General features: G+C 73.0%; 13 protein-coding genes and 1 tRNA gene. 11 read left to right on the top strand and 3 right to left on the bottom strand.

Annotated elements, in window-relative coordinates:
• Positions 1–10 precede the first annotated feature (10 nt).
• The 4 genes from CMN_RS11125 (at position 11) to CMN_RS11110 (ending at position 3,139) form a co-directional block, all read left to right on the top strand.
• Positions 11–403 carry a hypothetical protein gene (locus tag CMN_RS11125; RefSeq protein WP_041465292.1) on the top strand — a complete coding sequence of 131 codons (393 nt, stop codon included), beginning with the start codon at positions 11–13 and terminating at the stop codon, positions 401–403.
• A gap of 76 nt (positions 404–479) precedes the next feature.
• Positions 480–554, top strand: a tRNA-Gln gene (locus CMN_RS11120).
• A gap of 48 nt (positions 555–602) precedes the next feature.
• Positions 603–2,147 (top strand): bifunctional UDP-N-acetylglucosamine diphosphorylase/glucosamine-1-phosphate N-acetyltransferase GlmU, encoded by a 1,545-nt coding sequence (gene glmU / locus CMN_RS11115; RefSeq protein ID WP_015490912.1) that lies wholly within the window; start codon positions 603–605, stop codon positions 2,145–2,147.
• A 14-nt stretch (positions 2,148–2,161) separates the two neighbouring features.
• Positions 2,162–3,139, top strand: coding sequence for a ribose-phosphate diphosphokinase (locus CMN_RS11110; RefSeq protein ID WP_015490911.1), 978 nt, complete (start codon positions 2,162–2,164; stop codon positions 3,137–3,139).
• Positions 3,140–3,160: 21 nt separating this feature from the next.
• Here the strand turns inward: CMN_RS11110 and CMN_RS11105 are convergent, their stop codons facing one another.
• Both CMN_RS11105 and gnd read right to left on the bottom strand, forming a co-directional pair.
• On the bottom strand, positions 3,161–3,535 hold the full coding sequence (locus tag CMN_RS11105; RefSeq protein ID WP_015490910.1) for a hypothetical protein: 375 nt from the start codon (positions 3,533–3,535) through the stop codon (positions 3,161–3,163).
• 71 nt (positions 3,536–3,606) lie between these two features.
• Positions 3,607–5,061 (bottom strand): NADP-dependent phosphogluconate dehydrogenase, encoded by a 1,455-nt coding sequence (gene gnd, locus CMN_RS11100; protein WP_015490909.1) that lies wholly within the window; start codon positions 5,059–5,061, stop codon positions 3,607–3,609.
• A 139-nt stretch (positions 5,062–5,200) separates the two neighbouring features.
• On the opposite strand from gnd, the gene CMN_RS14670 reads away from it, so the two are divergent.
• The 4 genes from CMN_RS14670 (at position 5,201) to mfd (ending at position 12,399) form a co-directional block, all read left to right on the top strand.
• Complete coding sequence (locus CMN_RS14670) at positions 5,201–7,126, top strand: gluconokinase, GntK/IdnK-type (protein ID WP_015490908.1); 1,926 nt, start codon at positions 5,201–5,203, stop codon at positions 7,124–7,126.
• Positions 7,127–7,295: 169 nt separating this feature from the next.
• The gene (locus tag CMN_RS11090; RefSeq protein WP_015490907.1) at positions 7,296–7,940 is read left to right on the top strand and encodes a 50S ribosomal protein L25/general stress protein Ctc; all 645 of its coding nucleotides are present in this window, start codon (positions 7,296–7,298) and stop codon (positions 7,938–7,940) included.
• A 150-nt stretch (positions 7,941–8,090) separates the two neighbouring features.
• A complete protein-coding gene (pth, locus tag CMN_RS11085) occupies positions 8,091–8,678 on the top strand; it encodes an aminoacyl-tRNA hydrolase (protein WP_015490906.1) in 588 nt (195 codons plus the stop codon).
• A gap of 88 nt (positions 8,679–8,766) precedes the next feature.
• Positions 8,767–12,399 carry a transcription-repair coupling factor gene (gene mfd / locus CMN_RS11080; protein ID WP_015490905.1) on the top strand — a complete coding sequence of 1,211 codons (3,633 nt, stop codon included), beginning with the start codon at positions 8,767–8,769 and terminating at the stop codon, positions 12,397–12,399.
• A gap of 24 nt (positions 12,400–12,423) precedes the next feature.
• Here the strand turns inward: mfd and CMN_RS11075 are convergent, their stop codons facing one another.
• Positions 12,424–13,662, bottom strand: a complete 1,239-nt coding sequence (locus tag CMN_RS11075) for a Na+/H+ antiporter NhaA (protein ID WP_015490904.1) — start codon at positions 13,660–13,662, stop codon at positions 12,424–12,426.
• Between the two features lie 106 nt (positions 13,663–13,768).
• On the opposite strand from CMN_RS11075, the gene CMN_RS11070 reads away from it, so the two are divergent.
• The 3 genes from CMN_RS11070 (at position 13,769) to hisS (ending at position 16,662) form a co-directional block, all read left to right on the top strand.
• Positions 13,769–14,551, top strand: a complete 783-nt coding sequence (locus CMN_RS11070; protein WP_015490903.1) for a nucleoside triphosphate pyrophosphohydrolase — start codon at positions 13,769–13,771, stop codon at positions 14,549–14,551.
• A 155-nt stretch (positions 14,552–14,706) separates the two neighbouring features.
• Entirely contained in the window at positions 14,707–15,342 is a 636-nt protein-coding gene (locus tag CMN_RS11065) for a TetR/AcrR family transcriptional regulator (protein ID WP_015490902.1), read from the top strand.
• Positions 15,343–15,354: 12 nt separating this feature from the next.
• Positions 15,355–16,662 carry a histidine--tRNA ligase gene (hisS, locus tag CMN_RS11060; protein ID WP_015490901.1) on the top strand — a complete coding sequence of 436 codons (1,308 nt, stop codon included), beginning with the start codon at positions 15,355–15,357 and terminating at the stop codon, positions 16,660–16,662.
• Positions 16,663–16,776 lie beyond the last annotated feature (114 nt).

The raw sequence follows: 16,776 nt of genomic DNA, 5'->3' as shown, positions 1-16,776 counted from the left end.
CGTGAGGACCATGGCCGACCTCCCCTCCGTCCGCTCCGTCATGCCGTGGTGGTACGTGGGCGGGGCCGCGCTGGCCCTCCTCGTCGCCCTCCTCCTCGTCCCGGTCGCGAACCTGGGTCTCGTGCTGCCGATGTGGGGCGCCCTCGTCGGCACCACGATCCACGACCGACGGCACGGGGCCGAGCGCAGGGTCCCGTGGCAGGAGGCCGTCGTCGCGGCGGTGCTCACCCCGCTCCTGCTCGGGATCGCCGCCCTCGCCAGCCAGGTCTGGCCGTTCCAGCAGGGCGCGTTCGACGCGCGCGTCCTCGTCGGCGGGGCCATGGGGCTCGCGGTCGGCGGCGCGCTCCTCCTGGTGCTGCGGATCCGCGGCGTCCTCCGCCGGCGCCGCGCGCGCGGGGCCTGAGCGCCCACCGCGTCCCGGTCTCCGCGTCCGGGCACCTCTGGCAGACTCGTCGTGCGCACGGCCGGACCGTGAGCGGTCCGCCTTGGTGTAACGGCAGCACTTCAGCCTTTGGAGCTGTGAGGTCCAGGTTCGAATCCTGGGGGCGGAGCCACGCCCGCCGGCCGCGCCGGACAGACGTACGAGGATCAGGGAGATCGCCATGACCGACTCAGACATCACGCCGACGACCCGCGAGATCCCCATCGTGACGGGCGAGCTCGACGTCGACGGCGAGCCGCGCAGCCCCTCCATCGCGGTCGTGATCCTCGCCGCCGGCCAGGGCACCCGCATGCGCTCGCGCCTCCCCAAGGTCCTGCACCCGCTCGCCGGCCTGCCGCTCGTCGGCCACGTGCTCGCGACAGCGGAGGAGCTCGGCGCGCGCCACATCGTCACGGTCGTCCGCCACGACCGTGACCAGGTGGTCGAGGTCGTGCGCGCGCTGTCGCCCGAGGCCCTCGTGGTCGACCAGGACGAGATCCCCGGCACCGGCCGCGCGGTCGAGGTGGGCATCACGGCCCTGCCCGAGGGCTTCACGGGCCAGGTCGTCGTGCTCTCGGGCGACGTGCCCCTGCTCGACGCCGCGACCCTCCGCTCGCTCGTCTCCGCGCACCGCCAGGCGCGCAACGACCTCACCCTCCTCACCGCCCGCCTCGACGACCCGACCGGCAACGGCCGCATCATCCGCGGCCAGGACGGCGCGTTCGAGGCGATCGTCGAGCAGAAGGACGCGACCGGCGACCAGCTCCGCATCGACGAGGTCAACGCGGGCGTCTACGTCTTCGACGCCGAGGCGCTCCGGCAGACCCTCGGCGCGATCGGCACTGACAACGCGCAGCGCGAGAAGTACCTCACCGACGCGGCCGACGTGATCCGTCGCGCGGGCGGCGCCATCGAGGGCCTGCCGGTGCGCGACAGCTGGCTCGTCGCCGGCATCAACGACCGCGTCCAGCTCACGGCCGCGGCGACCGAGCTCAACGCGCGCATCATCCGGCGCTGGCAGCTCGCGGGCGTGACGATCCAGGATCCGCGCACCACCTGGATCGACGTCAAGGCCACGCTCGCCACCGACGTCACCGTCCTCCCGGGCACCCAGATCCTCGGCGCCTCCACGGTCGCCGCCGGCGCCACGGTCGGCCCCGACACGACCCTCCGCGACACCGAGGTCGGCGAGGACGCCGTGGTCCGCCGCACCGACGCCGAGCTGGCCGTCATCGGCGCCCGCGCGACGGTCGGCCCGTTCTCGTACCTGCGGCCCGGCACGCGCCTCGGCGACGACGGCAAGATCGGCGCGTACGTCGAGACGAAGAACGCGGAGATCGGCGAGCACAGCAAGGTCCCGCACCTCAGCTACGTCGGCGACGCGACGATCGGCGCGCACACGAACATCGGCGCGGGAGCGGTCTTCGCGAACTACGACGGGCACACGAAGCACCGCAGCGAGGTGGGCGACCACGTGCACATCGGCTCGCGGAACGTGCTCGTCGCACCGGTTAGGATCGGTACCGGCTCCTACACGGGTGCCGGTGCCGTCATCCGCAAGGACGTCCCGCCCGGCGCACTCGGCATCTCGGTGGCGCCGCAACGCAACATGGTCGGCTGGACCGAGGCGAAACGACCGGGCACCCCCGAGGCTCGGGCCGCCGTCGAGGCCGCCGAAGGGCACCAGGACGTTCCGTCCGGGACCGAGCACACCGAGCAGCACTGACGAGACGGAGTCCCATGTCCGCAATCAAGACCGCCGGAGAGAAGCGTCTCGTGATCGTCACGGGTCGCGCGCACCCCGAGCTCGCCGAGCAGATCGCCCAGGAGCTCGAGACGAGCCTCGTGCACACGGACGCGCGGACCTTCGCCAACGGCGAGCTCTACATCCGGTACGACGAGAGCGTGCGCGGCAGCGACGCGTTCGTCATCCAGTCGCACACGGCGCCCATCAACGAGTGGCTCATGGAGCAGCTCATCATGGTCGACGCGATGAAGCGGGCCTCGGCCAAGCGCATCACCGTGGTCGCCCCGTTCTACCCGTACGCCCGGCAGGACAAGAAGGGCCGCGGCCGCGAGCCGATCTCCGCCCGCCTCGTCGCCGACCTCTTCAAGGCCGCCGGCGCCGACCGCATCATGTCGGTCGACCTGCACGCCGCGCAGATCCAGGGCTTCTTCGACGGCCCCGTCGACCACCTCTTCGCGATGCCCGTGCTCCTCGAGCACATGCGCTCGGTGCTCGACTCCACGACCCTCACGGTCGTCTCGCCCGACATGGGCCGCGTGCGCGTCGCCGACATCTGGAGCGACAAGCTCGGCGCCCCGCTCGCCATCATCCACAAGCGCCGCGACCCGAAGGTGCACAACCAGGTCACCGTGCACGAGATCGTCGGCGACGTCTCCGGCCGCGTGTGCCTCCTGGTGGACGACCTCATCGACACCGGCCGCACCATCGTGTCCGCCGCCGAGGCGCTGAAGAAGAACGGCGCCACGGGCGTCGTCGTCGCGGCCACGCACGCGGTCTTCTCGGACCCGGCCACGCAGATCCTGAACAGCCCCCACATCGACTCGGTCGTGGTCACGGACACGCTCCCGATCCCCGAGGAGAAGCGCTGGGACAAGCTCACGGTGCTGCCCATCGCGCCGCTGCTGGCCCGCGCGATCCACGAGGTCTTCGACGACGGATCCGTCACGAGCATGTTCGACGGCGCGGCCTAGGCCCCAGCGCCGGTCGCGGGATCAGTCCCGGGAGTTCCGCTCGACGACCTCGCGCGCGACCCGCCCCGAGGGGATGAGCCCGAGCGACGTGATGTGCTCGTCGCCGCCGAACGCGTACTTCGTGTAGCACTCGTAGCCCACGACGCCGGGGCCGAACAGCTGGAACCGCACCTCGTAGGAGGGGGAGTCGGGCCGCTCGTACGCCACGAAGTCGGCGCACGCCATGTCGGCCGTGCTCGCGCCCACGCGCACCATGGTGACGACGCCGGGGAGCAGCAGGCTCACGATCCCGACCACGACCACGACCCGCATCACGAGCAGCGTGCGCTTGCTGCGCAGGCTCCGCGGGCGGTGCGGCTCGTAGCCCGCGAGCTCGGGGTGCTCGTCCTCGTCCATCCGCCCCAGTGTGACAGACGCCCCGCCGCCCGCGAGGGGCGGCGGGGCGTCGGCGACGGTCAGCGGACGGGCTAGTGCGTGTCCTCCGCCTCTACCTCGGAGCGGTCGCCGGACCACAGCGTGTGGAAGGTGCCCTCCTTGTCGGTGCGGTGATACGTGTGCGCGCCGAAGAAGTCGCGCTGGCCCTGCACGAGGGCGGCGGGCAGGCGCTCGGAGGCGAGCGAGTCGTAGTAGCTCAGCGCCGACGCGAAGCCGGGCACCGGGATCCCCGACAGCGCGGCGACTGAGACGACCCGGCGCCAGGCCTGCTCGCCGTCGGCGACGGCCTTGGCGAAGTACGGGTCCTCGAGGAGCGTCGCGAGGCCGGAGTCCTTCTCGTACGCCCCGACGATGCGGTTGAGGAACTGGGCGCGGATGATGCAGCCGCCGCGCCAGATCTCCGCGACCTTGCCCTTGTCGATGTGCCAGCCGTACTCCTTCGCGCCGGCGATGATCGCGTCGAAGCCCTGCGCGTACGCGACGACCTTGCTCGCGTAGAGCGCGGCGCGCACGTCGTCCTCGAAGGTGTCGCCGCCGGGCTGGATCTCCGGCCGGCTCGTGATGGTGGCCTGCACGGCCTTCCGCTGCTCGGGCTTCGAGGACACGGCGCGCGCGAACACGGCCTCCGCGATCCCGCCCACCGGCACGCCGAGGCCCACCGAGTTCTGGACGGTCCAGACACCCGTGCCCTTGGACCCGGCCTGGTCGACGATGACGTCGACGAGCGGCTTGCCCGTGGCGGCGTCCGTCTGGCGGAGCACCTCGGCCGTGATCGCGATGAGGTACGACTCGAGGTCGCCCCCGTTCCACTCCTCGAACACGTCCGCGATGGCGTCCGGCTCGTGGCCGCCGACGCGGCGCAGCAGGTCGAACGACTCGGCGATGAGCTGCATGTCGGCGTACTCGATGCCGTTGTGGATCATCTTTACGAAGTGGCCGGCGCCGTCTGTGCCGATGTGGGTCACGCAGGGCTTGCCCTCCGCGACCGCGGCGATCGACTCGAGGATGGGGCCGAGCGTCTCGTACGCCTCCGCGGTGCCGCCGGGCATGATGCTCGGGCCCTTGAGCGCGCCCTCCTCGCCGCCGGAGATGCCGGCGCCGACGAAGTGGAGGCCCTTCGCGCGGACCTCCTTCTCGCGGCGGATCGTGTCGGTGAACAGCGCGTTGCCGCCGTCGACGATGATGTCGCCCTCCTCGAACGCCTCGGTCAGCTGCTCGATGACGGCGTCCGTGCCGCGCCCGGCCTTGACCATGATGATCGCGGTGCGGGGACGCTGCAGCGAGGCGGCGAACTCCTCGATCGTGGTGGCGGCGACGAAGCCCGCCTCGGGGTGCTCCTCGACGAGGTCGGTGGTCTTCTGGGTCGTGCGGTTGTACACCGCGACCGTGTTGCCCTCGCGGCTGGCGAGATTGCGGGCGAGGTTCGACCCCATCACCGCGAGCCCCACCACCCCGATGTTCGCCGTGGCCTGCTGGTCATCTGACATCTGATGCCTCCTTGTCGACAGTCGCCATCAGGCTACGCCCGGGCTCCCGACCGTCAGCGGGGCGGCGGGGAGCGTCTCGTAGGATGGACGAGCGCACCCACACGGAGCGCCGCACGAGTTCCTCACCGAACCGCAGGGAGTGATCCGCATCGACGCCGTCCGCCCGTTCCCGCCCGTGATCGTGATGGGGGTCTCCGGATCCGGCAAGTCGACGGTGGGCGAGATCCTCGCCCAGGACGCAGGCGTCCCCTTCATCGACGGCGACGACCTGCACCCCGAGGCCAACCGCCGCAAGATGGCCGCGGGCCACGCGCTCGACGACGACGACCGCCGCCCCTGGCTCGAGCGGGTGGGCCGGGAACTCGCCGGCCGCCCTGAGGGCGGGCCCGTCGTCGCGTGCAGCGCGCTCAAGCGCTCCTACCGCGACGCCCTCCGCGCCGCCGCGCCCGACGCCGTCTTCGTGCACCTGGCCGGCGACCACGAGCTGCTCGCCGAGCGCCTCGGCTCCCGCGAGGGCCACTTCATGCCGTCGAGCCTCCTCGCGTCGCAGCTGCGCACGCTCGAGCCGCTCGGCGACGACGAGCAGGGCATCACGCTCGACATCACCGACGATCCCGTCGCGCTCGCCGACGCGGCCGTCCGCGAGCTGCTGCCGGGCGGGCGCACGGCGTCTCCGGGCCGGGTCGACGACGCGCCCGCCACCTCGACCGAGCCCGCCGCCGCGGTGCCCGAGGCGGACGTCCCCGCGGTCGTCCGCGAGGCGCGGTCTGACGCCGATGCGCCCCGTGCGGACGTGCACCGCGCCGACGCGGCCCCGGCCGCCGGCGCGGAGGGGGCGCCCGCGGCCGCCATCCACGAGCCCATCCGCGTCGCGATCGTCGGCTGCGGCGTCATCGGCACGCACCACGCGCGCGTCCTCGCCGAGCACCCCGAGTTCCGCGTCGCCGCGCTCGTGGACGTCTCGGCCGCCACGGCCGACGAGCTCGCCGACGTGGTGGTCGAGGAGCTGCGCGCCGACCGCCCGCGCGTCTTCGCGCACCTCGGCGACATGATCCGCGCGGACGCCGCCGAGCTCGTCGTCATCTGCACCCCCAGCGGCCTGCACATCGGCCTCGCCGAGGAGGCGCTCGCCGCCGGCCTCCACGTGGTCATCGAGAAGCCGCTCGACGTCGACCTGGCGCGCGGCCGCCGCATCGCCGAGCTCGCGCGCGAGGCCGCCGGGCGCGGGATCCTCTCGACCGTCATCAGCCAGCACCGCTTCAACCCGTCGAGCGTGATCGTCGACCGCGCTGTGCGCTCCGGTCGCCTCGGCCGCCTCACCACCGCGGTCGCCAGCGCGCCGTGGTGGCGCAGCCAGGGCTTCTACGACTCCGGCCACTGGCGCGGCACGTGGGACCTCGACGGCGGCGGCGCCCTGATGAACCAGGGCGTCCACACGCTCGACCTGCTCGTCTCCTACCTCGGCCGGCCGGTCGAGGTCTACGCGCAGACCGCGCTGCTCGCGCACGACGGCATCGAGGTCGAGGACGTCGCGGTCGCCGTGATCAGGTTCGCCTCCGGCGCCCTCGCGACGCTGCAGGCGACCACCGCCGGCTACCCGGGCCTCGACACCCGCGTGCAGGTGCAGGGCACGCGCGGATCCGCCGTCATCGAGGCGGGATCCCTCACCTACTTCCACGCCGCGCCCGAGTCGGGCGTGCCCGCGCAGGCGGACGTGCGCAACGACGCCGAGCTGGAGATCCACGCCGCCGACCTGCCGCGCTCGCCGCGCCTCGACAACACGTACCTGGAGGGCCACTACCGCCAGTACAACGACATCGCCGACGCGCTGCGTACCGGTCGCCCGGCCGGGGTCACGGTCGACGACGCGTTCCTGTCGCTCGCGACCGTCGTGAGCGTCTATGTGTCGGCCACGCTCGGCACGCCGGTCGCGTTCGAGGACGTCGTCGACGGCGTCCACGACGGCCTGCGGCTGCGGGTCGGGCAGTCCACGCCGCCCGCGCCGGGATCCCCGTCGCCCGCGGCCGCCGGGGACGCGTCGACCGGGGAGCCCTCCGTCCGGTAGGATCGGGGGTTGAACTTCGGCGAGGGATCGCAGGGGCCGCGCGCGAGCGCGGCGGCGGTCCGTTATCGACGCGGTGGACGGGGCTCGCACCTCATTCCTCACGCGCAAGCGTTCGAGCAGACACAGGCACACGACGCGAGCCCTCACGGGCCGCAATTGGAGCGACACCATGGTTGACAACAACCTCACCGCGGAGCTGCGCACGCAGTTCGGCAAGGGCGCGGCCCGCAAGATCCGCGCGATCGGCAAGATCCCCGCGGTCATCTACGGCCACGGCACCGACCCGCAGCACGTCACGCTGCCGGGCCACGAGCTCATGCTCATCATCCGCAAGGCCAACCAGATCATCACGCTCGACATCGCGGGCACGCCCCAGCTGGTGCTCGTGAAGGACGTCCAGAAGGACCCCGTGCGCCAGATCATCGAGCACGTCGACCTCATCGTCGTCCGCCAGGGCGAGCGCGTCGAGGTCGAGGTCCCGATCCACGTCGAGGGCGAGTCCTACCCCGGTACGATCCACAACCTCGAGAACACGTCCATCACCGTCGACGTCGAGGCCACCCACATCCCGGAGCGCTTCACCGTCTCCATCGAGGGCTTCGAGGAGGGCACCCAGGTCACGGCCGGCCAGGTCGACCTCCCCGCCGGCGCCAACCTCGTCACCGACCCCGAGACCCTCGTGGTCGCGATCTCCGTGCCCCAGCTCGACCTCACGACCGACGCGGTCGACGAGGACGTCGTGGCCGAGGGCGACGCGGACGTCGCGGTCACCGACGAGGGCGCCACCGGCGACCAGTCGGGCGACGACAAGTAGCATCCCCGCGGCCCCGGCCGCACGCACGACCAGCACCACAGCACGACCAGCACCACGGAGCCCGTCGGCCGCCGTCCGGGATCACCGGCCGCGGCCGGCGGGCTCCGCGCATCCGTCCCGGATGCGATCGACCTACCGAGGAGAGCGCACGTGGACGACCGGACCCTGCTCGTGGTCGGCCTCGGCAACCCCGGCCCGCAGTACGCGGGCACGCGGCACAACGTCGGCCAGATGGCGCTCGACGTGCTCGCCGACCGGATGCGCGCCACCTTCCGGTCGCACCGCGCCAACGCGCAGGTCGCGGAGGGGCGGGCGGTCCCCGGCGGGCCGAAGCTCATCCTCGCGAAGCCGAGCTCGTTCATGAACCTGTCCGGCGGCCCGGTCGCGAACCTCCTCAAGTACTTCTCGCTCGAGCCCGCGCAGCTCGTGGTCGCGCACGACGAGCTCGACATCCCGTTCGACTCCATGAAGCTCAAGCAGGGCGGCGGGCACGGCGGGCACAACGGGATCCGCGATATCATCTCCTCCGCGGGCACGGGCGACTTCACGCGCGTGCGCATCGGCATCGGCCGCCCGCCCGGCCGTCAGGACGCGGCCGACTTCGTGCTCAAGCCCTTCTCCTCCACCGAGCGGCAGGTGCTGCCCAACGTGCTGGAGGACGCGGCCGACGCCGTGGAGATGATCGCCTCCGACGGCCTCATCGCCGCGCAGCTGCGCTTCCACACCGCCGCGTCCTGAACCGCGGGGCGGGTCCGGCGTGCGGCCCGCGCGTCCGCCCACGGCGGACGACGGCGAGCGCGTCGGTGGCGGCGCGTACGATCATCTGGTGATCCTCCAGGGCTTGATCCCGGCGCTCTCGCGCGCCTCCACGTTCGACGACGCCCTCGCATCGGCCTCCCGCGACGCCGACTTCTCCCTCACCGAGGGGCTCCAGGGGCCGTTGCTCGCGGGGCTCCTGCGCCAGCGCATCCAGCGCGGCATCCCGGGGTGCCTCTTCGTCGTCACCGCCACCGGTCGCGAGTCCGAGGGCATGCGCCGCAGTCTCGCTGCCGTGCTGCCGGACGCCGAGATCCTCGAGTTCCCCGCGTGGGAGACGCTGCCGCACGAGCGGCTCAGCCCGAGCGCGGAGATCGTCGGCAAGCGGATCCACGCGCTCCGCCGCATGGAGCAGTGGCACGCCGCGCTCGGCCAGGGGGCCCGCGAGGTGCCGGCCGACCAGGTGCGCCCGCTCGTGATCGTCGCCTCGGTGCGCGCGGCCCTGCAGCCCGTCGCCGACAACCTCACTGAGCTCGCGCCCGTGCAGCTCGCCACCGGCAGCCGCGGGCACGACCTCTCCGAGCTCGCCGTGCGCCTGGTCGACCTCGCGTACTCGCGCGTCGACATGGTCACACGACGCGGCGAGTTCGCGGTGCGCGGCGGCATCCTCGACGTCTTCCCGCCCGTCTCCGACCACCCCGTGCGCATCGAGTTCTTCGGCGACGAGGTCGACCAGATGCGGCCGTTCGCGGTCGCCGACCAGCGCTCGCTCGAGGAGGAGATCACCTCGGTGGAGCTGCCGCCGAGCCGCGAGCTGCTGCTGAGCGCGCCCGTGCGCCAGCGCGCCCGCGAGATGCAGCACGAGTTCCCGAACCTGCAGCAGATGCTCGCGAAGATCGCCGAGGGCATCCCGGTGGAGGGCATGGAGTCGCTGGCGCCCGCGCTCGTCGACAAGCTCGTCCCCGTCACGCACTACCTGCCGGTGGACGCGGCCATCGCCGTCGTCTCGCCCGAGCGCGTGTCCACCCGTGCGCAGAGCCTCGCCGACACGAACCGCGAGTTCCTCGACGCCGCGTGGAACGCCGCCACGGCGGGCGCGCAGGCGCCCATCGACCTCGCGTCCGGCGACTTCCTCTCGCTCGGCCGCCTTCGGGACGCCCGCGGCCCGCGCCGCTGGTGGACCCTCTCGGGCTTCCAGGCCAATGACGTGCTGCCGGAGGACCTCGGGATCGACGAGGTCATGACCGTGCGCATCCAGGCGGATCCCGTGCCGAGCTTCGCGGGCAACGCCGACGGCGCCATCGAGCACGCGCGCGAGCGCCTCGCGGCCGGGTGGAGCGTGGGCGTCGTCGCCCAGGGATCCGGCCTCGTCGAGCGCGCGGACACGGTGCTCCGCGAGGCGGGCGTCCCGGCGCGCGTGGTCGAGGAGTTCCCCGCCGAGCCCGAGCCCGGCATCGCCTACCTCCTCCGCTCGGCCATCGACGCGGGCTTCGAGATGCCCGAGGTCAAGCTCGCGCTCCTCACCGAGAGCGAGTTCTACGGCCGGGCCGCCGGCTACGACAGCCGCCAGGTCAAGAAGCTCGCCACCCGGCGCAAGAACGTGGTGGATCCGCTGCAGCTCAAGCCCGGCGACCACGTCGTGCACACCACGCACGGCATCGGCCGCTTCGTGGAGCTGACGCAGCGCGAGGTCTCCTCGGGCGGCCGCAACGCGGTGAAGACCCGGCGCGAGTACCTCGTCATCGAGTACGCGCCCTCGAAGCGCGGCTACCCGGGCGACAAGCTCTTCGTGCCCACCGACCAGCTCGACCTCCTCAGCCGCTACGTCGGCGGGGAGGAGCCCGCCCTCAGCAAGATGGGCGGCAGCGACTGGGCCGCCGCGAAGGGCAAGGCCCGCCGGGCCGTGCGCGACATCGCGGTCGAGCTCGTGAAGCTCTACTCCGCGCGCATGGCGTCGCGCGGGCACTCCTTCCCGCCGGACACCCCGTGGCAGCGCGAGCTCGAGGAGGCGTTCCCCTTCATGGAGACGCCCGACCAGCTCACCGTCATCGACGAGGTCAAGCGCGACATGGAGAGCCCCATCCCCATGGACCGCCTCGTCTCGGGCGACGTCGGCTTCGGCAAGACCGAGATCGCCGTGCGCGCCGCGTTCAAGGCCGTGCAGGACGGCAAGCAGGTCGTGATGCTCGTGCCGACGACGCTGCTCGTGAAGCAGCACTTCGAGACCTTCTCCGAGCGCTTCGCCGGGTTCCCCGTGCACCTGCGCCAGCTCAGCCGGTTCCAGACCGACAAGGAGTCGCGCGAGACCATCAAGGGCCTCGAGGACGGCTCGGTCGACGTCGTCATCGGCACCCACCGCCTCCTCACTGGCAGAATCGCGTTCAAGGACGTCGGCCTCGTCATCATCGACGAGGAGCAGCGCTTCGGCGTCGAGCACAAGGACGCGCTGAAGAAGCTCAAGGCCAACGTCGACATCCTCGCGATGTCGGCCACGCCGATCCCGCGCACGCTCGAGATGGCGGTCACCGGCATCCGCGAGATGTCGACGCTCGCGACGCCGCCGGAGGACCGGCACCCGATCCTCACCTTCGTGGGCCCGAACAGCGAGAAGCAGATCGCCGCCGCCATCCGCCGCGAGCTGCTGCGCGAGGGCCAGGTGTTCTTCGTGCACAACCGCGTGTCGAGCATCAATCGGGTCGCGTCGGAGCTGGCCGAGCTGGTGCCCGAGGCGCGCGTCGCGGTGGCCCACGGCAAGATGAGCGAGTCGATGCTCGAGCAGGTCATCGTCGACTTCTGGGAGCGGAAGTTCGACGTGCTCGTGTCGACCACCATCATCGAGACCGGCCTCGACATCGCCAACGCGAACACGCTCATCATCGACCGGGCCGACAAGTACGGCCTCAGCCAGCTGCACCAGCTGCGCGGGCGCGTCGGCCGCGGGCGGGAGCGCGCGTACGCGTACTTCCTCTACGACGCCGACAAGCCGCTGTCTGAGACGGCGCACGACCGCCTGTCCACCATCGCGGCGAACAACGAGCTGGGATCCGGCATGCAGGTCGCGCTCAAGGACCTCGAGATCCGCGGCGCGGGCAACCTGCTGGGCGGCGAGCAGTCCGGCCACATCCAGGGCGTGGGCTTCGACCTGTACCTGCGCATGATCGGCGAGGCCGTCTCGACCTTCCGCGGCGACGTCGCGGAGGGCCAGACCGAGCTGCGGCTCGAGCTGCCGGTCGACGCGCACATCCCCGAGGAGTACGTCGACAGCGAGCGGCTGCGCCTCGAGGCGTACCAGAAGCTCTCCACCGCGGCCTCGCCCACGGCGACGGACGACCAGATCGACCGGGTCATCGAGGAGCTGGCGGACCGCTACGGCGAGCCGCCCGTGGAGGTCGACAACCTGGTGCGGGTCTCGCGCCTGCGTCGCGTCGCGCAGCGGGCCGGGCTCAGCGAGGTCGTCGCGATGGGGCCGAACCTGCGCATCGCGCCGGCCGACCTCGCGGACAGCAAGCAGGTGCGCCTGCAGCGCATGTACCCGGGCAGCCGGCTGTTCGCGCAGACCAACGCGGTCACGGTGCCGCTGCCCAAGCGCGACGGCGAGCCGCTGCCCGACGCCGAGCTGGTCGACTGGGTGCGGCAGCTGCTCGACGCCGTCTTTGTGGTGGAGCCGGCGCCGGCCGCGAAGGAGTCCGCGCCGAAGTCCTGATCCCGGTGGCGGGCCGGTCGGCGCCTAGGCGCGGGCCGGTCCGCCGACGGCGTGCGCCGGGAAGTCGTCGTGCGTCGCGTCGTCGTCATCGGCGGCGCCGTCACGGCGGGCGCGGCGGCTGCGGATCGACAGCGTGACGGCCGCCGCGACGATCGCGACGCCGGATCCCAGCAGCACCGCGAGCGTGCCCTCGTCGCGCACCTCGTCGAGGCCGGCGAACGCGAGCTCGCTCATCAGCAGCGACACCGTGAAGCCGATGCCGCCGAGGAGCGACACGGTCACGAGGTCGGGCACGGCGAGCCCCGCGGCGAGCCCCGCGGCGGATCCGCGACGCCGCGCGATCCACGCGCCGAGCAGCCCGCCCGCCGTGATCCCCACGAGCTTGCCGAGCGGCAGCGCGAGCGCGATGCCCCAGAAGGCCGGCGCGAGCTCCGCGAGGCCGATCGCGGGGATCGCGACGAGCGCCGCGGAGAACGCGAACAGCGGCAGGACGATGCCGTTGGAGACGGGCTCGAGCGCATGCGCCGCGCGCAGGCCGGAGAGGCGGGGGAGCGCGAAGCCGAGCGCGACGCCCGCGATGGTCGCGTGGACCCCCGAGGAGAGCGTCGCCCACCACGTGACGAGCGCGATGAGCACCAGCGGCGCGACCACGGCGATCCGCGCGGCACCCGTCCGCCCGACGCCCAGGCGCCCGACCACCGCGAACAGGACGACGCCCACGACGGCGAGGCCGAGCGCGCCCAGGTCGAGGTCAGTCGTGAAGAAGACCGCGATGATCCCGATGGCGATGAGGTCGTCGAGCACGGCCAGCGCGAGCAGGAACACGCGCACGGCGGCGGGCAGCCCGCGGCCGAACACCGCGAGGACGCCCAGCGCGAAGGCGATGTCGGTCGCGGTCGGCACGGGCCAGCCGCGCTCGAGACCGCTGCCCGCCGTGATCGCGAGGTAGACGCCCGCGGGCACCACCACGCCGCCGACCGCCGCGATGGCGGGCACGAGGGCGCGCGAGACGCTGTTGAGCCCGCCCGCGAGGAACTCGTGCTTGAGCTCCACGGCGACGATGAAGAAGAAGACCACGAGCAGGCCGTCGCTGACCCAGTGCCGGAGCGACAGGTCGACGCCGATCGCGGGGAGGGCGACGTGCCCGTCGGCCCACGCGAGGAGGCCGGGCCCGGCGGGCGTGTTCGCGACGACGAGGCCGACGACGGCCGCGAGGAGGAGGAGCCCGGCGGCGACGCGCTCGGAGCGGATGAGGGAGGTCATGGGGCCTTCCGGGGTCGGGGGAGGGGGAGACGGTCACCCGCCGCCGACCAGACTTCCCGGCACACCGACGACGAGCCTACCGGCGGCCCGGTGCGAGGATGGCGGGATGAGCGAGCCCGCGTCCCCGTCCGCATTCGCCGACGACACCGGCCTCGGGGCCGGACCCGCCGGGGACGCCGTCGCGGAGCTGGCCGCCGCCATGGCCGTCCTCCGGGCCCCCGACGGCTGCGTCTGGAACCGGGGGATGACGCACCGGACGCTCGTCCCGTACCTCCTCGAGGAGAGCCACGAGCTCGTCGAGGCCATCGAGACCGACGACGTGCCGGGCATGCGCGAGGAGCTCGCCGACGTGCTCCTCCAGGTCGTCTTCCACGCCGACATCGCGCGCACGGAGGGCGAGGGCTTCGACCTCGCCGACGTGGCGCGCACCGCGACGGACAAGATGGTGCGCCGCCACCCGCACGTCTTCGGCGACGAGCGCGCCGACACCGTCGAGGAGGTGCTGCGCGTCTGGGGCGCCGCCAAGGACCGGGAGAAGTCCGCGCGCACGAGCGTCGTCGACGGGATCCCGATGGGCATGCCGTCCCTCGCGCTCGCCGACAAGCTGCTCGGCCGGGCGGAGCGCGTCAGCTTGCTGGAGGCGGACGCGCCGGCCGCGATCCCCGTCGACGACGAGGACGACCTCGGGCGGCTGCTGCTCGCGGTCGTGGTCTCCGCGCGATCGCGCGGGCTCGACGCGGAGCGCGCGCTGCGGACGACGCTGCGGTCGCTGACCGCGGAGATCCAGGCGGCGGAGATCCCGGCGGAGGGGCGGGCTCCCGGCGACGGCGGCATCCACGATGGGGCCGACGGTGGCGACGCGTCCCCCGGCGCGGGCCGGAGCGCCTGAGGCGAGGTCCGGCCCGCGGGGGCGTCGCCCGAGATTTACCCGATCCCGGGGCGCCATGTCCGTCGCCTCCACCCGAAGGAGACGGCGGACAGCTCTGGGCGCTCACACGCTAACGGCCTTCGCCCTCGGTCCATCACGCTTGTTATGGTGAGGGCGTGGCAGCCCCGGATCCGCATCGCCGCCAGGACCTGCTGGCCCACATCCTCGACCACCTGCGCGGGCACCCGCTCCAGTCGGTCACCTTCCGCGGGCTCGCCGACGCGCTCGGCGAGAGCACCTTCGTGCTCGTCTACCACTTCGGGTCCAAGGAGCGGCTGCTCGAGGCCGCGATGGACGCCATCGACCAGCGGCAGGCGGAGATGGCGGCGGGCGATCCGCGCGCGATCCCCGCGACGGAGCTCCGCGCGTGGGCGACGCAGGCGTGGCGGTGGCGCCTCACCGACGTCAACCGCGACTTCCAGCGGCTCGAGTTCGAGGCCGCGCTCCTGCGCACCCGGGACGGCGTCGTCCGCCCCCACGCCATCGCGAGCGTCGCGGCGTGGCGGCGGTTCGGGCTCGAGTGGATGGTCACCCACGGCGTGCCCGAGGACGTCGCGATCGACACCGCCGACCTCCTGCAGGCCGGCTCCTGCGGCCTGCAGCTCGACTTCGTGATCTCCGGCGACCGCGTGCGGGCCATGCGCGGCTTCGAGGCGCTCGTCGACGCGTTCGTCCCGCGGATCCGGCCCTGGCTCGACCTGCCGGACCGCCCGCGCCCGCCCGGGTCGCCCGACCGGCACCGCGCCGACTGACAGAATCGGGGGATGCCCCAGCAGATCACGCCGCCCCGCGGCATGCGCGACTTCCTGCCCGCCGAGAAGGCCCGTCGCGAGCAGGCGCTCGCGATCATCCGCCGCACCTACCGCGCCCACGGCTTCGACGAGATCGAGACGCCCGTGGTCGAGGAGTCCGGTCGGCTGCACGCGGGCCTCGGCGGCGACAACGAGAAGCTCGCCTACTCGGTGCTGAAGCGCGGCCTCTCGGGCGACGACCTGCACGCGGCGGCCGACGCCGGTGACGTGCTCGCGCTCTCCGACCTCGGGCTGCGCTTCGACCTCACGGTGCCGCTCGCGCGCTTCTACGCCTCGCACCGCGCGGAGCTGCCGGGCGTCTTCCGGTCGATCCAGGCCGCGCCCGTCTGGCGGGCCGAGCGCCCGCAGAAGGGCCGCTACCGCCAGTTCATGCAGTGCGACATCGACATCATCGGCGAGGCCGGCCAGCTGGCCGAGGTCGAGCTGATCTCCGCCACCGCCGCCACGCTCGCGGCCCTCGGCCTCACGGGCTGCACCATCCGCGTCAACGACCGGCGCCTCCTCGCCGGGATCCTCGGCTTCTGCGGCTTCGCACCCGACCGCCAGGCGCAGGCGCTCATCAGCATCGACAAGCTCGACAAGATCGGCGCGGCGGGCGTGGTGGCGGAGCTCGCCGAGGGCGGCGCGGACGCGGCGGCGGTGCTCGGCGGCATCCTCGAGCGCATCGAGCCCGCGCTCGCCGACGGCGGCGTGCCGCTCACGGCCGAGGCGATCACCGAGATCCTCCCCGACGGCGTCGACCCCGACGCGGTCGCCGACCTCGAGACCCTCGCGGGCGCGCTCGTCGGCCTGCCGGATGGCGTCACGCTCCGCTTCGACCCGACCCTCGTGCGCGGCATGGGCTACTACACGGGCACGATCTTCGAGATCGCGCACCCGGCGTCCGGCAGCTCGGTGGGCGGCGGCGGACGCTACGACGGCATGATCGGCCGCTTCCTCGGCCAGGACGTGCCGGCGGCCGGCTTCTCCATCGGCTTCGAGCGGATCGTCGACCTGGCCGTCCTGCCCGCGGCGGAGGACGCCGACGCCATCGCGCTCGTGCACGACAGGCGGACCCCGGTGGCCGTGCTCGCGCGCCTCAAGGCCGAGCTGGTCGCATCCGGTCGGCGCGTGCGCCTGGAGCTGCGGCCGAAGAACGTCGCGCCGCTCCTCGAGGCGCTCAAGCAGCAGGGCTTCCGCACGTTCGCGGCCGTCGACGCCGACACGGGCGACGCCGCGTCCCTGCAGGAGCGCCCGCTCGACGGCGGCCCGCGCGGCTGATCCGCCACCTGCGCGACACCTGCGCGCAGGCCCCGCCGCCCCCGGCCCGGAACGACCCCGCGGCTAGGATGGACCCGACTTCCCACCCCCTCACCGCAACACAAGGAGACCATC

Origin of the sequence: Clavibacter nebraskensis NCPPB 2581, assembly GCF_000355695.1 — a bacterium.
GTDB lineage: Bacteria > Actinomycetota > Actinomycetes > Actinomycetales > Microbacteriaceae > Clavibacter > Clavibacter nebraskensis.
The sequence above is the reverse complement of the archived record's forward strand: the minus strand, read 5'-3'. Positions and strand labels throughout refer to the sequence as shown.

Coding starts and splice junctions, on each gene's coding strand:
- CMN_RS11125 (WP_041465292.1), top strand. CDS start 11: ATGGCCGACCTCCCCTCCGTCCGCTCCGTCATGCCGTGGTGGTACGTG.
- glmU (WP_015490912.1), top strand. CDS start 603: ATGACCGACTCAGACATCACGCCGACGACCCGCGAGATCCCCATCGTG.
- CMN_RS11110 (WP_015490911.1), top strand. CDS start 2,162: ATGTCCGCAATCAAGACCGCCGGAGAGAAGCGTCTCGTGATCGTCACG.
- CMN_RS11105 (WP_015490910.1), bottom strand. CDS start 3,535: ATGGACGAGGACGAGCACCCCGAGCTCGCGGGCTACGAGCCGCACCGC.
- gnd (WP_015490909.1), bottom strand. CDS start 5,061: ATGTCAGATGACCAGCAGGCCACGGCGAACATCGGGGTGGTGGGGCTC.
- CMN_RS11090 (WP_015490907.1), top strand. CDS start 7,296: ATGGTTGACAACAACCTCACCGCGGAGCTGCGCACGCAGTTCGGCAAG.
- CMN_RS11075 (WP_015490904.1), bottom strand. CDS start 13,662: ATGACCTCCCTCATCCGCTCCGAGCGCGTCGCCGCCGGGCTCCTCCTC.
- CMN_RS11070 (WP_015490903.1), top strand. CDS start 13,769: ATGAGCGAGCCCGCGTCCCCGTCCGCATTCGCCGACGACACCGGCCTC.
- hisS (WP_015490901.1), top strand. CDS start 15,355: ATGCCCCAGCAGATCACGCCGCCCCGCGGCATGCGCGACTTCCTGCCC.